We start from the raw sequence: 16514 nt of genomic DNA on the forward strand, positions 1-16514 counted from the left end.
CGGAACTCGGGACGAACGCCTCCGGAGCGGCGGAGACGCGCTGATCCTCAGGCGCGGGAGCGGATCCCTCCTGCATCCTGAACGGCTCAGAAGCTCCAGCCGCGGCCGAACAGCTCCTCGCCCGGCGTCCCGCCGCCTCCCGGACCCGCGCCGCGAGCGCCGAGGTAGGAGGAGACGACGGCCGCTCCCAGGTCCTCCGCCTCCGGGTTCACCACCGAGCCGCCGACCCGGCGGGCGAGCGAGTCGATGAAGCGCGCGAGGCCCGGGTCGTCACCCAGGCGGAAGAACGTGGTGTGCGCGCCGAGGCGGAGCGACGCGTCGAGCTCGCGGACCGAGACGGCGACCGTCAGCGGGTCCGGCGGGTAGTCGAAGAAGACGCCGCCGTCGGGCTCGAGGTGCGCGGTCGGCTCGCCGTCGGTGACGATGAGCAGCACCGGCTGCGCGTTCGGGTGCTTGCGGAAGTGCCGGTTGGCCAGCAGCAGCGCGTGGTGCAGGTTCGTGCCCTTGTCCCACTCCGCGTCCAGGCCCACCAGCTGCTCGACGTCCATCACCTCGGCGCGTCGGCCGAAGGCGACGAGCTGCAGCGCGTCTCCGCGGAACCGGCTGCTGATCAGGGTGTGCAGGGCGAGGGCGGTGCGCTTCATCGGCACCCAGCGGCCGTCCATCGCCATCGAGAACGACGTGTCGACGAGGAGCGCGACACAGGCCTGCGTGCGCGCCTCCGTCTCCTGCACCTCGACGTCGTCGATCAGGATGCGCACCCCCGAGCCGACCGGTCGGCCCTCGCCGGCGCTGCGGGTGAGGGCGTTGGTCACCGTGCGGGGGATGTCCCAGGCCTCGGTGTCGCCGAACTCCCACGAGCGCGTCGCTCCGGAGCGCTCGCCCGCCGCGCCCGCACGCCGGACGTCGCGGGCGCCCTGACGGCCGGAGACGGTCTCGGCGATGTCGCGCAGGAGCGCCTTGCCGAGCCGGCGCATGGCCTTCGGGCTGAGGGCGAGGCGGCCGTCGGAGCCGCGGCGCAGGGTCCCGGAGTCGCGCAGGGCCCGCTCCAGGCGCTTCAGCGTCTGCGCGTCGACGGAGGCGTCCTCGCCGAGGCGCTTCGCCAGCAGGTCGAGGTCGAGGTCGTCGAGGGAGGAGCGGTCCGTCTGCGCGAGCTGGTCGGCGAGGGCGTCGAGGTCGGCCAGCTCCTGGAACACGCCCGTCCCGTCGCCGAGGCCGAGCCCCTGCTCGCCGTCCATCCGCTCGGAGCCGCCCCAGTCCTCGCCGGGACGGAGCCCCCGCAGGGTCTCGTCGAGGCGGCCGAGCGACTGCATGAGCTCCGGCGTGCCGAAGGCCTCCTGGGCGAGGGCGTCGAGCTCGGCGCGCTGCTCGGCGGTCATCGAGTTGCGCATCCGCTGGGCCGCCGCCGCGCGGGCGGCGAGCGCGTCGATCAGCTCGTCCACCGATTCCGGGCCCTCGGGGAAGTACTCGCCGTGCTGCTCCATGAAGGCGTCGAACTGCTCGGGGGTGTCCTCCCCGCGCGCGTGCGCCTCGAGCAGCTCGTTCAGGTCGCGGAGCATCGCGTCGATCGCGGCGCGGTCCTCGTCGCTCGCGTTCTCGAGGGCCTGCTTCATCCCCTCGAAGCGCTGATCGAGCATCTCGCGGCCCAGGAGCTCGCGGATCCGCTCGAAGTCGGCGCGCGCCTCGGGGCTCTGCCAGCGGTAGTCGCGGAGCTCCGAGACGGCCGCGGCCGGTGAGGGCGGGAGGCTGTCGAGCTGGATCTCTGCGAGCGCGCGGTCGCCGTCGTCCATCTGCGTGTCGCGGGCGAGCTGCTTGCGCTCGGCGAGGACGGCCTTGTCGAGGAGCTCGCGGATCTCGCGGAGCGTGCCGTCGAGGTTGTTCCTCTGCGTGAGCTCGCGACGCCGCTCGGCGACGCGGGCGGCCAGGTCGTCCAGGCCCTCGCGGTCGCGGGTGCCCCGGCGGAGGAACTCGCGCAGGGCGCGCTCGGGCGAGGTGCCGCCCATCACGTCCTCGCCGATCGCGTCGAGGGCCTCCTTCAGGTCGACCGGAGGAGCGAGCGGATCGGGTCCCCCGTCGTACTTCGCGTAGCGCGCGTCGCGCTTCAGCCGCCGGTTGCCGCGCGGAGCATCAGCCATAGACGGCCTCGCCCCCGCCCGTCTCCTTGCTCAGCTTGCGCGAGAGGTAGAGGCCCTCGAGGGCGAGCTCGACCGCTCCGGCGCGGCGCCCCTCCCCCACGGCGTCGAGGCGCTCGGCGACCTCGTCGTACACGCGGGCCTCGCCCAGCAGCGGCAGGCCGGCCAGGAACTCGCGGGCGGTCACCTGCTCGCCCGTCGTGATCATCGCGCCGTTCTCGACCGCCTCGACGAGCGGCCCGAGGTCGACGCCGCGCAGGTGGGCGCGGACGGTCTCGGCGGTGGCCTGACGGAGCAGGTGGTCGAGGATCTCGTCCTCGCGGCCCTCCTCCCCCGACTCGAACTCGATCTTGCCGCCGAGCACGTCGACGGCGGTCTCGAGGTCGATGGGGCGGGCGACCGCCTCCTCCTCGCCGCGGCGGGTGGCGCGGTGCAGGGCGGCGGCGGCGATCGTCTCGGCGCCGGCGATGGCGAAGCGGGCGCTGACACCGCTGCGCTGGTCGACGGAGCTCGACTCGCGCAGGGCCCGCGTGAAGCGGGCGAGGATCTCGATGAGCGCATCGGGCACGGTCGCGACGAGGTCCGCCTCCTGCCGGATGACGGCGACCTCGTCGACGAGAGCGGTCGGGTAGTGGGTGCGGATCTCGGCGCCGAAGCGGTCCTTCAGCGGCGTGATGATCCGGCCGCGGTTCGTGTAGTCCTCCGGGTTCGCGCTCGCGACGACGAGGACGTCGAGGGGGAGGCGGAGGACGTAGCCGCGGATCTGGATGTCGCGCTCCTCCATCACGTTGAGCATGGCGACCTGGATCCGCTCGGCCAGGTCCGGCAGCTCGTTGATCGCGACGATGCCGCGGTGGCTGCGCGGGATGAGGCCGAAGTGGATGGTCGCCGGGTCGCCCAGGCTGCGGCCCTCGGCCACCTTCATCGGGTCGACGTCGCCGATGAGGTCGGCGACGCTGGTGTCGGGCGTGGCCAGCTTCTCGACGTAGCGCTCCTCGCGGGACTTCCACGCGACGGGCAGGTCCTCGCCCAGCTCCTCCGCGCGGCGGCGGCTCTCCGTGGTGATCGGCTCGTAGGGGTGCTCACCGAGCTCGGACCCCTCGATGACGGGCGTCCACTCGTCGAGCAGGCCGACGAGGGTGCGCAGGAGGCGGGTCTTGCCCTGGCCGCGCTCGCCCAGCAGGACGATGTCGTGACCGGCGATGACGGCGCGCTCGACCTGCGGGATGACCGTCTCGGCGAAGCCGTGCAGGCCCGGCCAGGGATCGCGGCCCTCGCGCAGGGCGTCGAGCAGGTTGTCGCGGATCTCGGTGCGGAGGCTCTTCTGCACGTGCCCGGAGGCACGGAGCTGGCCGAGGGTCTGGGTCGTCGGGCGCATCACCTCGGCAACGCTACGCCGCAGGTCCGACACGTGGTGGAGGTGCGGCGGATTCGCGGCGCGGGCTTGCGCGGGCGCCGCGCCGCGGACGGCTCAGCGCTCGAGGCGAGGGGCGGCGGCGAGCAGGCGGCGCGTGTACTCCTCCTGCGGCGCGGCGAGGAGCGACGCGGCCGGCCCCGCCTCGACGATCCGACCCTCGCGCATCACGGCGATGCGATCGCTCATGTGGGCGATCACGCCGAGGTCGTGCGAGATGAGGAGGAGGGCGAGGCCGTGACGGCGCTGCAGGTCGTCGAGCAGGTCGAGGATCTGCGCCTGCACCGACACGTCGAGGGCCGAGACGGGCTCGTCGCAGATCAGCACGTCGGGGCGCGTCGCCAGCGCCCGGGCGATCGAGACGCGCTGGCGCTGACCGCCGGAGAGGGTCCGCGGCGAGCGCCGCTCCAGGGCGGGGTCGAGCCCCACGCTCTCGAGCAGCGCGGGCACGGAGGCTGCGCCGGCGTCGCGGAGGAGGCGGCCGACGCTCCAGCGCGGGTCGAACGAGGAGAGACTGTCCTGGTAGACGGCGCCGATCCGCGGGCGGCGGGGACGGCGGGAGCGCTCGGTCGCTGCCGACCACGGCTCGCCGAACAGCTCGACGGCGCCCGCGTCCGGACGCCGCAGCGCCAGCACGAGCCGGGCCACCGTGCTCTTGCCCGACCCGGACTCGCCGACGAGCCCCACGGTCTCGCCGCGCCGCAGCCGGAGGTCGACGTCGTCGACCGCGACCCGCACTCCTCCGCCGGGCAGCGGGAAGCGGGCGGCGAGTCCGCGGGCCGCGACCACGACCTCGCCGGGGGTGTCAGGCGGGGTCGCCGGTGCGGTCGGGTCGGTGAGCCGGGAGCCGCGCGGGCGCCCGGCGGGGACGGCGGCCACGAGCGCGCGGGCCTCGGGGCTGCGGGGCGCGCGCAGCACCTCGGCCGCGGTCCCCTCCTCCACCACGCGGCCGTCCGCGAGCACGAGGATGCGGTCCGCGAGGCCCGCCACCACCGCGAGGTCGTGCGAGACCAGGACGAGCGCCCGGCCGCGCGCCTTCTGCTCGGCGAAGAGCTCGAGCACGCGGGCCTGGACGGTCACGTCGAGCGCGGTGGTCGGCTCGTCGGCGACGAGCAGCGGCGGATCGAGCGCCACGGCCGCCGCGAGGAGGGCGCGCTGGCGGAGACCGCCGGAGAGGTCGCCGGAGCGCTCCCGCATCCGCTCGGCCGGCTCCGGCATGCCGACGCTCGCCAGGGCCTCGACCGTCCGCTGCGCGCGCTCGGCCGCGGGGAGGCGGCCGTGGAGGCGGAGCACGTCGCCGATCTCGCGGCCGATCGGGCGCAGCGGGTCGAGCGAGAGCAGCGCGTCCTGCGGGACGAAGCCGACGGATCCGCCGCGCAGCCGCCGCAGCTCCCGCTCGCCCGCTCCGACCACCTCGGTCCCGCCGACGCGGACGCTCCCGGTCACGGCGCCTCCGCTCAGCCCCAGCAGCGCTCGCGCGGTGACGCTCTTGCCCGACCCGGACTCGCCGACGATCGCGACGCACTCCCCCGGCTCCACGCGGAACGAGACCCCGTGCACCACCTCGATTCCGTCGAAGGCGACCCGGAGCCCCTCGACGACGACCGCGCTCACCGCGCACCCCGCAGACGCCCGCCGAGGACCGTCGTCGCGATCGTGGTCAGCACGATCGCCAGCCCCGGGAACACGGTCAGCCACCACGCGCTCGAGAGGTAGGTGCGGCCCGCCGAGAGCATCGCGCCCCACTCCGGCGCGGGCGGCTCGGCGCCCAGGCCCAGGTAGCTGAGGGCCGAGGCCCAGACGATCGCCTGGCCGACGCCGAGGGTCGCCAGCACGGCGAGCGGCCCGAAGGTGTTGGGGAGGACGTGCCGGACGAGGATCCGGACGGGCCCGTGCCCCAGCACGCGCGCCGCCTCGACGTAGCCGGAGTCGCGGATGCCGAGCAGCTGCGTGCGCAGGATGCGGGCGTACCCCGGCGCGGTGGAGAGGCCGACCGCGATGGTGGCGGGGACGACTCCGGGACCCGTGACCACGATCACGAGCAGCGCGAGCAGGAGCGCGGGGAAGGCGAAGAGCACCTCGAGCACGCGGCCGATCACGCCGTCGACGACGCGGCCGCCGAACGCCGCGACCACCCCGAGCACCGCGCCGAGGACGAGGCCGATCGCGGTGGCGCTGGCGCCGATCAGGAGGGATGCGCCCGCCCCCGCGATGAGGCGGCTGAGGACGTCGCGACCGGACTCGTCGGTGCCGAGCAGGTGGGCGGCACCCGGTGGGGTGAAGGCGTCGCGCGGGGCGACGGCGAGCGGATCGGAGGGGGCGAGCAGCCCGGGCGCGACGGCGGCGAGCAGGAGCAGCACCACGAAGACCGCGGCCAGCACCTCGCCGGCGCGGAGGCGGGAGGGACCCCGGCGGAGCGGGCGGGCGGCGCGCAGCTCGAGCTCGCTCACGCGACCGCCTCCCGCCGGGCCAGCCGCGGGTCGATCACGCGCGTCAGCAGATCGGTGGCGAGGGTCACGACGATGTACGCCAGCGCCGTGACCAGCACGACACCCGTCACCACCGGCACGTCACGGACGGTCACCGCCGCGAGCAGAGTCCGGCCGAGCCCCGGCCTCGCGAAGATCGTCTCGACCACCACGGCCCCGCCGATCAGGTAGCCGAACGCCCAGCCCGAGAGCGAGACCCCTGGCAGCACCGCGTGGCGCAGGGCGTGGCGGGCGCGGACGCCGAACTCGCCCTCGCCGCGCGCCCGAGCGGCGAGCACGAACGGCGACTCCAGCGCGTCGAGGAGGGAGCGGCGCATCACCTGGCCGAGGAAGCCCGCCAGCGGGATCGCGAGGGTGAGCGTCGGCAGCACCAGCCCGGCGGGCGACCCGGTGCTGACCGGGGGCAGCCAGCGCAGCGCGGTCGCGAAGACGGCGATCAGCACGGTCGCCAGCCAGAAGTGCGGGAGCGCGGCCGCCGTGAGCTCGAGGCCGGACCCGACCGCGGCGGCGAGGCGGCCGCCCCGGGTCGACCAGAGGGCGGTCGCGAGCGCGAGGATCCATGCGGCGGTGAGCGCGAGCACGGCGAGCAGGAGGGTGCCGGGCAGCTGCTCGCCGAGGATCTGCGCGACGGGAGTGCGCAGGGAGTAGGAGGTGCCGAGGTCGCCGCGCGCGAGCCTGCCGAGCTGCACCAGGTACTGCACGAGGAGCGGCTGGTCGAGGCCGTACTGCTCCCGCACCGCGGCGAGCGCCTCGGGCGACGCCTGCGAGCCCGGACCGCCGAGGATCGCCTGCGCCGGATCGCCGGGGACGAGGCGGATGAGGACGAAGACGGCGGTCGCGACGGCCCACAGCACCACGAGGGCGCCGCCGAGGCGGAGGAGCACGCGGCGGATCATGCGGGCGGGCGTCCTCTCTGGTCGGGGCGATGGAGGGGCGGGGCTTCGTCGAGGTCCGCTCCCTCCGGAGCACGGGGTCTCGATGCGCGACCGTCGGCGGCTACTCGACCAGCATGGAGGACGGATCCCTGCTGATCGAGCAGCCCGCGGAGCGGGCGCATCGAGATCCGCCCGTCCCGATCGCGGGGTCTCGATGCGCCGCCGCGGCGACTACTCGACCGGCATGCGTCCGCTCCTCGATCGGTGCAGGCGGCTCCGCGGAGCCGGGTCAGACCCAGGCGTCGGCGAACCAGGGGGTCGACACGGTGTCGAGGGCGACGAGGCCCTGGACGGCCGACCGGTGCAGGTAGTGGTTCTGCTGGTCGTAGAGCGGCAGGATCCAGTAGCCCTCGAGGACGATCCGCTGGGCCTGCTCGTACAGGTCGGCGCGGGCGTCCTCGTCGGTCGTGGCGCTCGCCTGCTCGAGCAGCGAGTCGAGCGCGGGGTCGGCGATCTGCGCGTGGTTGGCGAAGTAGCCGCTCGGCGCGGGGGTGATGCCCGAGGAGGAGTAGAGGATCCGCAGCACGTCGGGTCCGACCTTCGTGTACGGGGCGCTCACCAGCTCGTACTCGTTCGACGCGAGCGCGGTGTACCAGCTCGACAGGTCGAGCAGGCTGATCCGCACGTCGAAGCCGAGGGTCTTCGCCGAGGCCTGGATCTGCTCGAACAGCGACTGCTCGGCCGGGATCGACTGGTTGGTGCTGACGGGGAAGCGCAGCGTCAGCGGCGTCCCGTCCTTCTCGCGGATGCCGTCGCCGTCCGAGTCCACCCAGCCGGCCTTCTCGAGCAGATCCTCGGCGGCGGCCGTCTCGGAGTCGGACCCGGCGTCCTCGAAGAGCGACGGGTCGGAGTACGCGGTCGCCTCGCGGCTGGACAGCGGGGAGTAGGAGCGCTCGGCGGTGCCGAAGAAGAGGGAGTCGATCGCGTCGTTCACGCCGACGCCGCGGACGAACGCCTCGCGGACGGACTCGTCGTCGAACGGCGCCTGGCCGGAGTTGAGCTCGAGGCGGTTGACCGAGCCGGGCCGGGGCGCGTCGAGCTCGACGAGGTCCGTGGCTCCGGTCGCGGCCTTCAGAGTGTCGGGCTGGGCGTTGTCGAGCACGTCGACCTCGCCCGACTGCAGCGCCGCGTAGCGGGTGGCGGAGTCGGGGATGAAGCGCCAGGTGATGCTCGCCAGGTGCGCGGGGCCCTCGTGGCCGTCCCCGGTCGGGCCGGTCGACGCGTCGTAGGCCTCGTTGCGGGTGAGGGTCACGTGGTCCTGCTTGACCCACTCCGAGACGGTGAAGGGGCCGGTGCCGACGGGCGCCTCGCAGTTCGCCTCCTCGCCGCGGGCGATGCCGGCGGGCGACTCGATCGCGGTCCACGGCTGCGCGAGCGACTCGAGCAGCGCACTGTCCGGCGCGGTCAGGGTGAAGCGGGCGACGGTCGGCGAGACCGCGGTGACGGAGGCGACCTTCGCCACGGCGAGGTAGCCGGTGGAGGACTTGGTCGCCGGGTCCTGCAGGTGCGCGATGTTCGCGGCGACCGCCTCCGCGTCGAGGGCGGTGCCGTCGGTGAAGGTCGCGCCCTCGCGCAGGGTGAAGTCGTAGCTGAGCGCGTCGTCCGAGACGGTCCACGACTCGGCCAGCCAGGGCGTGATGGTGCCGTCGGCGTCGCGCGAGACGAGCGACTCGAGCACCTGCGTCGCGAGGAGCGCCTGCGGGTAGTTGCCGCCGACGTGCGGGTCGAGGCAGGTGGGCTCGGCGTCGCCGGACGCGTAGGTCAGCGTCCCGCCGTCGACGGGGGTGCTGGAGGCGTCCGGCGTCTCGGCGGTGCAGCCGCTGAGCAGGAGCGCGGCGGCCGCGACGGCGGCGGGGAGGGCGAGGAGGCGGGAGCGCAGCGGCATGACGTCTTTCGTGGAGGGGTCGGGGGTGCACGCGTTTCTTGGACGCGACCCAGGAAACGCTAGCAGGGCGTGGAGGCGGCGGACGGGGATCGCTCGGATCCGTGGAGGAGCGCCCGGATCCCGCGCTGGGGAGGGACGAATCGCGCTGGCGGAGATCCCCGACGCGCCTGTCGGTGGGGATCGGCCTCCGCTCTCCTACTGTCGACGCATGACCTCCGCCGTGCTCGCCCTCCTGTTCGGCTCCGCCGTCGCCCTCGTGGGCCTCGTGCCCTGGGCCGCCCTGCAGTACCGGCGCCGCGGCGTCCTCGGGATCGGCAACGCGGTGCTGGCCTTCGCCGCCGTGGTCTACGCGCTCGCCCTCGTCACCTACACGCTCCTCCCCCTGCCCGACGAGGCGACGGTCGCCGCCGCCTGCCGCACCGGATCGGGTCCGCAGCTGCGCCTGTTCGCCTTCGTCGGCGACATCGCGAAGGAGGGCGGGATCGACGGGCCCCGCGCGCTGCTGACGAACCCCGCGTCCGCGCAGGTGCTCCTGAACGTGGTCTTCTTCGTCCCCCTCGGGATGCTCGTCCGACACCTCGCTCTGCGCGGGCGCCTCGTCGCCGGGCTGATCGGCGGCACCGTCGTCGGCTTCGCCGTCTCGCTCCTCATCGAGGTCACGCAGCTCACGGGCGACTGGTTCCTCTACCCGTGCGCCTACCGGCTCTTCGACGTCGACGACCTGCTGGCCAACACGGCCGGCGCCCTACTCGGCACCCTCTTCTCCCCCGTCCTCCTCCTCTTCACCCGCCGGACCGAGGGCGCGGTGCCGGAGCTGGCGCGCCCGGTCACGATCCGCCGCCGCGCGTTCGGCATGTTCTGCGACGTTCTCGCGCTGAGCCTCATCACGGGCGCGCTCGTCTCGATCACCGGGGTCGGCCTCGTGCTCGCGGGGGTGGACACGCGCTCGAGCCCCGGGGACGTGGTTCTCGGAGCCCTGCCGTTCGTCGCTCCGCTGCTCCAGCTCGTGATCGTGCTGCGGTCCGGACGGACCCTCGGCGAGACGGTGGTGCGCCTGCGTCCCGAGCCGCGACCGCTCCTCTGGCAGCGGCTCGTGCGCTGGGCGGCGGGATCGGGCGGCTGGTCGACCCTGCTCGCCGTCGAGGGCGGCTTCTGGTCGCTGCTCGCCTTCGTCCTCGCGGCGGCCGCGATGATCGGCCTGGTCGCGACACGGGGCCGCCGGGGGACGGCGAACGCGCTGGCTCGCCTCGACGTCGTGGACGAGCGGGCGGAGGCGCCGTCCGCCATACGGAAGACGGACTGAGAGGAGCCTGCCGGACGCCTGGGCCGGCCGGTGGTCAGACCGCCGCGCGGAGCCCCTCGACCAGGTCGTGCTGCGCCTCGCGGCCGGCCCGCGTGGGCACGAGCGGGTACACGTGGACCTGCCCGACGGCCTCGTGGAGCTCGAACGGGACCCCGGCGGCCGCCGCCCGCTCGGCCAGCACGTGGGCGTCCGGATTGAGGACGTCACGCGTGCCGCTGAAGACGGTGAGGGGGCCGAGGCCCGCCAGGTCGCCGAACAGCGGGCTGACCACGGGATCGAGCAGGTCGAGGGCGCCGCGCCAGCTCTCGGCGAGGACGCGACCGCCCGGGGTGCCGAGCCAGGGATCGGTCGGCTGCACCTCGGGGATCCGCGGGTTGCTCCAGGAGAGGTCGAGCGCGGGCGAGACGAGGGTCGTGCGCGGCAGGACCACCCCCTCGTCGCGCAGGGCGAGGGCCGTCGAGAGGGCGATCTGGCCGCCCGCCGAGTCGCCGGCGAGGCAGGTCGCGCCGTGCCGCTCCAGACTTCGCAGCACCAGGCCTCGGACGCCGTCGCGCGCCTCGAGCGCCGTGCCGAAGGGCACGAGCGGGTAGATCGGGAGGGTCACCGCGACGGAGGCCTCGTCGGCGATGCGGGCGGCGAGCCACCAGTGCTGGGGCGCGATCTCGTTCACCCAGCCGCCGCCGTGGACGTAGACGACGCCGCCGCGGATCACCCGCGGGCGGATCGTGTAGACCGGCCAGGAGCCGACCTGCTCCACGTCGACGCGCACGCCGGGCCGGAGGCGGGGCGGCGGGCCGTAGGAGGCGGGACGGAGCGCGCGCTCCCGGATGCGGCGACGGGCTCCCTCCGCGCTGACGAAGGTGCGGTTCGCACGGGCGAGCCGGAGCGCGAGCGGGACGAGGGCATCGGGGACGACGAGCGGCATCGCCCGAGCATCGCGCACCCCGGTGCGCGGCGGCTGGGCGGCGACGGGCTGCGCGGCTGCCGACTCTGGGGCGACGGACTCGGCCGCCACCGACGCGGCGTCGACGGACTCGGCCGCCGATCCACGGAGGTCGGAGGACGCGGCGCGGGCTCCGCGGACGGAGCGTCGGAACCCGCGGACGCAGCGTCGGAGACCGCGGTCGTCGCCCGGGCACCCCGCGGACAGCACGACGGCCCGGCCCGTGGAGGGAGCCGGGCCGGGGCCGCCGGTCAGCGTGGTGCCTGCATGCCCGCGGAGCGCGGGTCGGCAGCCACCTCGCTGTCGCCGTGCGCTGCGGGTCAGCGGCGCGCGGCGGAGCGGCCGGCGAAGCGGGTGTAGACGAGCAGGACGATGATCGCTCCGATGATCGAGCCGATGATGCCGGCGGGCTGGAAGAAGCCGTCCATCGGGTCGTGCTGGAAGATCAGGAACCCGAGGAAGCCGCCGACGAACGAGCCGACGATGCCGAGCACGATGGTCATGCCGATGCTGATGCTCTGCTTCCCGGGGACGATGAGGCGGGCCAGCGCTCCTGCGATGAGTCCGACGACGATGAGGCTGATGATGAGACCGAGCATGGCGGTCGTCCTTCCGTTGTGCGGGCGGGGGCCCGCTGATCGGTTCCGCGGTTGCGGGACCGGTGGCTACGCAACCACCCCGGAGGAGGCGGCGGTACACCCCTGGGGGTGTGCTCGCCCCGACGAGCCGTGCGGTAGCGTCCGACCATGACCCGCCGCGCGCCCCTCACCGTCGCGCTCGTCGACGACTACGACGTCGTCCTCACGGGCCTCGCGCGCATGTTCGACCACTACCGCGATCGGGTGGTCGTCGCCGAGATCGACGCGAACGCCTCCCTCTCCGACCGGATCGACGTCGTCCTCTACGACTCGTTCGCCCAGCCGGAGTCGGACCACCACGAGATCGCGGAGCTGGTGCGCAACGAGCGGGCCGAGCACGTGGTCGTCTACACCTGGAACTTCGCGCCGACGCTCATCGCGGACGCCCTCGAGCAGGGCGTCCACGGCTACCTCTCCAAGACCCTGCCGGCGCGGGAGCTGGTGGCCGCGCTCGAGCGGGTGGCGGCGGGCGAGGTCGTCGTCAGCGATCCTCCGCGGCGGGCGGGCAGCGCACCGGGCCTCGACTGGCCGGGCCGCCACGAGGGCATCACCGACCGGGAGTCGGAGATCCTCGCGCTCATCACGCAGGGCAAGAGCAACGCCGACGTCGCCGCGCTCACCTACCTCAGCCCCAACACGGTGAAGTCCTACATCCGCAGCGTCTACGGCAAGATCGGCGCGACCAGCCGCACGCAGGCCGTCCTCTGGGGCGTCGACCACGGCTTCACCCCCGACCACCACCGCATCGACCACTGGCTCGGCGGCCCCTGACCTCAATATGCGGCGGTGTCCCGCACTGCAGCAAGCCGACTTTCCCACGAGGGCACCAACGTTCAACAATGATGTTTTTTCGAGAGAAGGAGCCGCGAGTGCGACTAGGAAGTGTCTCTGTACGCAAATACAGAAGTATCGATAAGCAAGCCGAGTTTCAAGTAGCTGATTTTACCGTACTGGTCGGGGCCAACAATCAGGGGAAATCGAATTTATTAAAGGCGACCGTACTTGCCATGCATGCCATCGAGGGTTGGGCGCAGCTTCCGCCAGTCTTCGCAAGACGAAGCCAAGTACCGCTATTGGCCGTCTTTAGGTCGTCTCGCGCATCACAAAGGCAGCGCCGCGAGTCGAATCTCGATTACGATTGGGACCGAGATTTTCCGCTCTTTGCAAGAGATCGACGGGGAGCTCAGAAAAGCACAATCATCCAATTAAACTTTGAACTTGACGACGCCGAGCAAGCCGCATTCAAATCTGCAACGGGTATTTCCATAAACTCTCATTTGCCGGTTCAAGTTTCTTTCGATGTAAGATCTGCAGCGCTAACGATTCCCAAGCAGGGTAAAGGCAATCACGGTGAAAAAGCTCAAGAAATTGCCGCATTTGTAGCGGCGCGGATTGGCCTTCTATACGTACCGGCCGTTCGCACGAGCGCCGCAGCCCTCCGAGTGGTAGAAGAGATCCTAGCTACTCGCCGACGCGCCATATTGGAGTCGAAACGCTACGCTTCGCTTGTAAAAGAACTTGAAGAGCTAGACGCGAAAGCCGTGACCGAAGTCGAGAACGTTCTAACGTCGACCCTGAGGCGCTTCGTACCGACCGCCTCGGGAGTGACCGTGCAGACAAGCAGCCTTTCAAGATCGCGAGGTGTCGATGAAATTCTTATCGACGATGGCGTTAGTACATCTTTAGCCACTAAGGGAGATGGGATCCAGAGCTTGGTTGCGCTCGGTCTGACTTTAGAATGGACTAGATCTACAGCCCATCCGGACAAGCAACTCGTAATTGCCGTAGAAGAACCGGAGTCACACCTTCACCCAGGAGCTGTTCACGAGCTCCGGAAGGTTCTTCAAGGAATTGCGGAGACTCAACAGGTGATCGTGACCACCCACAGCCAGTCGCTTGTCAATAGACGATCCCTAAGCCAAAATGTGATAGTAGGGGATCGCGCGGCGAAAGCCGCGAAGGACCTGGACCAACTTCGTCATGCGCTAGGCGTTCGCCTATCTGACGCTCTTTCGGCTGCAGAAGTTATCTTGATAGGAGAAGGCATCCATGACGAACTAACTCTGCGAATTCTACTCTCGACACTCAATCCGGCGGTCAAGGCGAGCCTGGATGATGGACGCGTGCTCGTCGAGGCCGCAGGTGGCGGTAGCAGAATATACTCTAGAGTTCTGGCAGCCCGTACCATCCTCACGACACCAATAGTCATGATTGATGGCGATGACGCCGGGAAAAAAGACGTAGAACGACTCCTTGCCGAGGGAATAGTCGAATCGACTTTCGTAGTTCAAGCTACAAGACCCCATCACCAACGATCTGAACTCGAGGATCTATTCGAGGTTGATACATATCTCGCCGCTCTTGAAGCTCACATCAAGTTTAGCTTTTCAGCTAAAGAGCGGGGATCCTTGGACAAAGATCGTATCAAGGCCTGGAGTGAGAAGCTCGAAGACATATTAACCTCTCGCGGAATGCCAAATGCGAAAGGGGAAGTTGTCGTGGCGAAAGCGATAGTTAACGCGGCTATTCAACGCGCTGTTCTTAACGGCGATGTTGTTCTCCGATCTGAATGTGTCCCGTTGATTGACAGGCTCCAGCAGCTGATACTTCAAAGCTTACGTCCGGAATAAGCAATTCTTCTAGGATTACGTGCTTCGCGTCCAGGCCCAAAAGTGTCTTTGGAGATGTCACAGGAGGGCGGGTCGAGTGGAAGAAGGATCGCGACACGCCGACGAACGTGTACCAGAGTGGCATCTCGCGGGAGGGGGACGGGGGCGCACGCACCGCTACGGTGTGGCCATGCCCCTCGACCGCGCGCCGACCATCCGCGACGTCGCGGTGCGGGCCGGAGTGTCGTACCAGACGGTCTCGCGGGTGCTCAACGACAGCCCGCAGCTGCGGCCGCGCACCAGGGAGCGCGTGCTCGCCGCGATCGAGGACCTCGGCTTCCGCCCCAGCGCCGCCGCCCGCGCCCTGGCGACGAGCCGCTCCGGCCTGATCGGGATCCTCGCCGCCGAGAGCCACAGCTTCTACGGCACCGCCACCGCGATGGCCGCGATCGAGCAGGCGGCGCGCGACGCGGGCTACCGGGTCCCGGTCGTGAACGCGGCGCCGGACGCGGAGTCGCTGGCCGACGGTCTCGCCCACCTGCAGCGGGAGTCGGTGGAGGCGATCGTGGTCCTCGCCCCGCAGGAGCGCGCGCTCGAGGCGATCGAGAGCCTCGCGATCGGCGTCCCCTCGGTGACGCTCGGCGCGACGGACCGCGGCGCCGACTCCCTGCTCCTCGTCGACCAGGCGGCCGGAGCGCGACTGGCGACCGAGCACCTCGTCGGCCTCGGCCACACCTGCATCGCGCACCTCGCCGGTCCGCAGCACTGGGTGGAGGCGCAGGCGCGGCTCGAGGGCTTCGGCGCCGGGATGAGCGCGGCCGGCCTCGACCCTGTCGCCGTCGTGGAGGGCGACTGGAGCGCCGAGTCCGGCTACCGCGCCGGCCTCCGCCTCCTCGACTCCTCGCCCCGGCCGACCGCGGTGTTCGCCGGCAACGACCAGATGGCCCTCGGACTCCTGCACGCCTGCACCGAGCGGGGACTGCGCGTGCCCGAGGACCTCAGCGTCGTCGGCTTCGACGACGTCCCCGAGGCGGCGCACTACCAGCCGCCGCTGACCACCATCCGCCAGGACTTCGCGGAAGTCGGCCGCCGCACGATCGGCGTCGTGCTCGCGGAGCTGCGCGGCGAGGAGCCCGCCGTCGACCGCCCGGTGCCGCCGGTGCTGGTGGAGCGGGCGTCGACGGCTCAGGCCTGAGCAGCACCGGCCCCGCCTCACCCCGCGTGCGGCAGCAGCACCTCCACGCGCCCCTCGCGCACCCGCGTCTCGAACCGCGGCTGCGGCGAGGTGGCCGGCCCCCGCAGCACCTCGCCGGTCTCGAGCGAGAAGGCGCTGCCGTGCCACGGGCAGGCGACGCACGCCTCCCCCGAGCCGTCCGCCGAGACCTCGCCCTCGTCGAGCGGGCCGGAGAGGTGGCTGCAGACGTTCGAGAGCACGTCGATCCGCTCGCCCCGCCGGAAGGCGAGCAGGGGGAGGCCCGCGACCTCCCTCCTCACCGGCGTGCGCTCGGGCAGGTCCGCCAGGGCGCCGAGCTCCTGCCAGCCCGAGGGGAAGCGGTGCGGCACGTCCTCCGCGTGGTTCGCCCCCGCCGCCTGCCGGTAGCTGAGGTGGCCGCCCAGGTAGCCGCCTCCCGAGACGACGGCGAGCCCGAGCATCCCGAGCACCTTCCCGCTCGTGGTGCGCCCGCGGCGGCGCTGCACCCACGACGCGGCGTAGAGGCCCGTCGCGACCACGTTGGCCGCCGAGTGCACCAGCCCGACGCGGGTCTGCTGCTCGTGCAGCTCCGACCAGTCGGTGAAGCCGGAGGCGGCGGTCGGCAGGACGCTGATCACGCCGACGCCGACGAGGGTCCTCGCCGCGCGCTGGTTCCCCGGCAGCAGGTCGAGCACCGCCGCCGACACCCAGGCGCCGGTGGGCACGAGGACGAGCAGCGGATGGACGGGGTGGCCGACCGGGACGCCGTGCAGCACGTCCCGCACCGGCTGCGGCCGGACCACCGCGTTCACGGCCCGCTTCACCCGGCCGACGAGCGGATCGAGGGCGGCGGCGTTCTCGAGGCGGGTGACGAGTCTGACGAGTCTGATCTCACGCATGCCTCATGCGACCAAGCGGGCGGCCCCGGCGGAAGGGGCTTGCGGCGGAGGAGGAGCAGTCGGACCCCGTCGGCC

Annotated in this window: 13 protein-coding genes; 4 read left to right on the plus strand and 9 right to left on the minus strand. The window is 72.0% G+C overall.

Annotated elements, in window-relative coordinates:
- Nucleotides 1–86: 86 nt before the first annotated feature.
- From C5C46_RS06260 to C5C46_RS06285, 6 genes are all read right to left on the minus strand, one after another.
- A complete protein-coding gene (locus C5C46_RS06260; RefSeq protein ID WP_104226044.1) occupies nucleotides 87–2135 on the minus strand; it encodes a VWA domain-containing protein in 2049 nt (682 codons plus the stop codon).
- Nucleotides 2128–3510 carry a magnesium chelatase gene (locus C5C46_RS06265; protein ID WP_104226045.1) on the minus strand — a complete coding sequence of 461 codons (1383 nt, stop codon included), beginning with the start codon at nucleotides 3508–3510 and terminating at the stop codon, nucleotides 2128–2130. Before C5C46_RS06265 ends, C5C46_RS06260 begins: the two co-directional genes overlap by 8 nt.
- A gap of 93 nt (nucleotides 3511–3603) precedes the next feature.
- Entirely contained in the window at nucleotides 3604–5160 is a 1557-nt protein-coding gene (locus tag C5C46_RS06270; protein ID WP_104226046.1) for an ABC transporter ATP-binding protein, read from the minus strand.
- Nucleotides 5157–5996 (minus strand): ABC transporter permease, encoded by an 840-nt coding sequence (locus tag C5C46_RS06275; RefSeq protein WP_104226047.1) that lies wholly within the window; start codon nucleotides 5994–5996, stop codon nucleotides 5157–5159. Before C5C46_RS06275 ends, C5C46_RS06270 begins: the two co-directional genes overlap by 4 nt.
- Nucleotides 5993–6931: an ABC transporter permease gene (locus C5C46_RS06280; protein WP_104226048.1), complete on the minus strand. Its 939-nt coding sequence runs from the start codon at nucleotides 6929–6931 to the stop codon at nucleotides 5993–5995. The genes C5C46_RS06275 and C5C46_RS06280 overlap by 4 nt, the downstream gene beginning before the upstream one ends.
- Nucleotides 6932–7199: 268 nt before the next feature.
- Nucleotides 7200–8855, minus strand: coding sequence for an ABC transporter substrate-binding protein (locus C5C46_RS06285; protein ID WP_104226049.1), 1656 nt, complete (start codon nucleotides 8853–8855; stop codon nucleotides 7200–7202).
- 208 nt (nucleotides 8856–9063) lie between these two features.
- Between C5C46_RS06285 and C5C46_RS06290 the strand changes: the two genes are divergently transcribed.
- Entirely contained in the window at nucleotides 9064–10158 is a 1095-nt protein-coding gene (locus tag C5C46_RS06290; protein ID WP_181136497.1) for a VanZ family protein, read from the plus strand.
- Nucleotides 10159–10192: 34 nt separating this feature from the next.
- Here the strand turns inward: C5C46_RS06290 and C5C46_RS06295 are convergent, their stop codons facing one another.
- Both C5C46_RS06295 and C5C46_RS06300 read right to left on the minus strand, forming a co-directional pair.
- A complete protein-coding gene (locus tag C5C46_RS06295; protein WP_104226080.1) occupies nucleotides 10193–11083 on the minus strand; it encodes an alpha/beta hydrolase fold domain-containing protein in 891 nt (296 codons plus the stop codon).
- A 338-nt stretch (nucleotides 11084–11421) separates the two neighbouring features.
- The gene (locus C5C46_RS06300) at nucleotides 11422–11700 is read right to left on the minus strand and encodes a GlsB/YeaQ/YmgE family stress response membrane protein (protein ID WP_104225042.1); all 279 of its coding nucleotides are present in this window, start codon (nucleotides 11698–11700) and stop codon (nucleotides 11422–11424) included.
- 147 nt (nucleotides 11701–11847) lie between these two features.
- Between C5C46_RS06300 and C5C46_RS06305 the strand changes: the two genes are divergently transcribed.
- The 3 genes from C5C46_RS06305 to C5C46_RS06315 all read left to right on the plus strand — a co-directional run bounded on the left by C5C46_RS06305 (nucleotide 11848) and on the right by C5C46_RS06315 (nucleotide 15543).
- Nucleotides 11848–12510 carry a response regulator transcription factor gene (locus tag C5C46_RS06305; RefSeq protein ID WP_104226051.1) on the plus strand — a complete coding sequence of 221 codons (663 nt, stop codon included), beginning with the start codon at nucleotides 11848–11850 and terminating at the stop codon, nucleotides 12508–12510.
- 98 nt (nucleotides 12511–12608) lie between these two features.
- Nucleotides 12609–14369, plus strand: coding sequence for an ATP-dependent endonuclease (locus C5C46_RS06310; protein WP_181136498.1), 1761 nt, complete (start codon nucleotides 12609–12611; stop codon nucleotides 14367–14369).
- Between the two features lie 169 nt (nucleotides 14370–14538).
- Nucleotides 14539–15543 carry a LacI family DNA-binding transcriptional regulator gene (locus tag C5C46_RS06315; protein ID WP_104226052.1) on the plus strand — a complete coding sequence of 335 codons (1005 nt, stop codon included), beginning with the start codon at nucleotides 14539–14541 and terminating at the stop codon, nucleotides 15541–15543.
- 17 nt (nucleotides 15544–15560) lie between these two features.
- Here C5C46_RS06315 and C5C46_RS06320 read toward each other — a convergent pair whose 3' ends face one another.
- Nucleotides 15561–16439, minus strand: a complete 879-nt coding sequence (locus tag C5C46_RS06320; protein WP_104226053.1) for a Rieske 2Fe-2S domain-containing protein — start codon at nucleotides 16437–16439, stop codon at nucleotides 15561–15563.
- Nucleotides 16440–16514 lie beyond the last annotated feature (75 nt).

It is taken from the genome of Rathayibacter sp. AY1E6 (genome assembly GCF_002931115.1).
Taxonomy (GTDB): domain Bacteria; phylum Actinomycetota; class Actinomycetes; order Actinomycetales; family Microbacteriaceae; genus Rathayibacter.

Coding starts and splice junctions, on each gene's coding strand:
- C5C46_RS06260 (WP_104226044.1), bottom strand. CDS start 2,135: ATGGCTGATGCTCCGCGCGGCAACCGGCGGCTGAAGCGCGACGCGCGC.
- C5C46_RS06265 (WP_104226045.1), bottom strand. CDS start 3,510: ATGCGCCCGACGACCCAGACCCTCGGCCAGCTCCGTGCCTCCGGGCAC.
- C5C46_RS06280 (WP_104226048.1), bottom strand. CDS start 6,931: ATGATCCGCCGCGTGCTCCTCCGCCTCGGCGGCGCCCTCGTGGTGCTG.
- C5C46_RS06285 (WP_104226049.1), bottom strand. CDS start 8,855: ATGCCGCTGCGCTCCCGCCTCCTCGCCCTCCCCGCCGCCGTCGCGGCC.
- C5C46_RS06290 (WP_181136497.1), top strand. CDS start 9,064: ATGACCTCCGCCGTGCTCGCCCTCCTGTTCGGCTCCGCCGTCGCCCTC.
- C5C46_RS06295 (WP_104226080.1), bottom strand. CDS start 11,083: ATGCCGCTCGTCGTCCCCGATGCCCTCGTCCCGCTCGCGCTCCGGCTC.
- C5C46_RS06300 (WP_104225042.1), bottom strand. CDS start 11,700: ATGCTCGGTCTCATCATCAGCCTCATCGTCGTCGGACTCATCGCAGGA.
- C5C46_RS06305 (WP_104226051.1), top strand. CDS start 11,848: ATGACCCGCCGCGCGCCCCTCACCGTCGCGCTCGTCGACGACTACGAC.
- C5C46_RS06315 (WP_104226052.1), top strand. CDS start 14,539: ATGCCCCTCGACCGCGCGCCGACCATCCGCGACGTCGCGGTGCGGGCC.
- C5C46_RS06320 (WP_104226053.1), bottom strand. CDS start 16,439: ATGCGTGAGATCAGACTCGTCAGACTCGTCACCCGCCTCGAGAACGCC.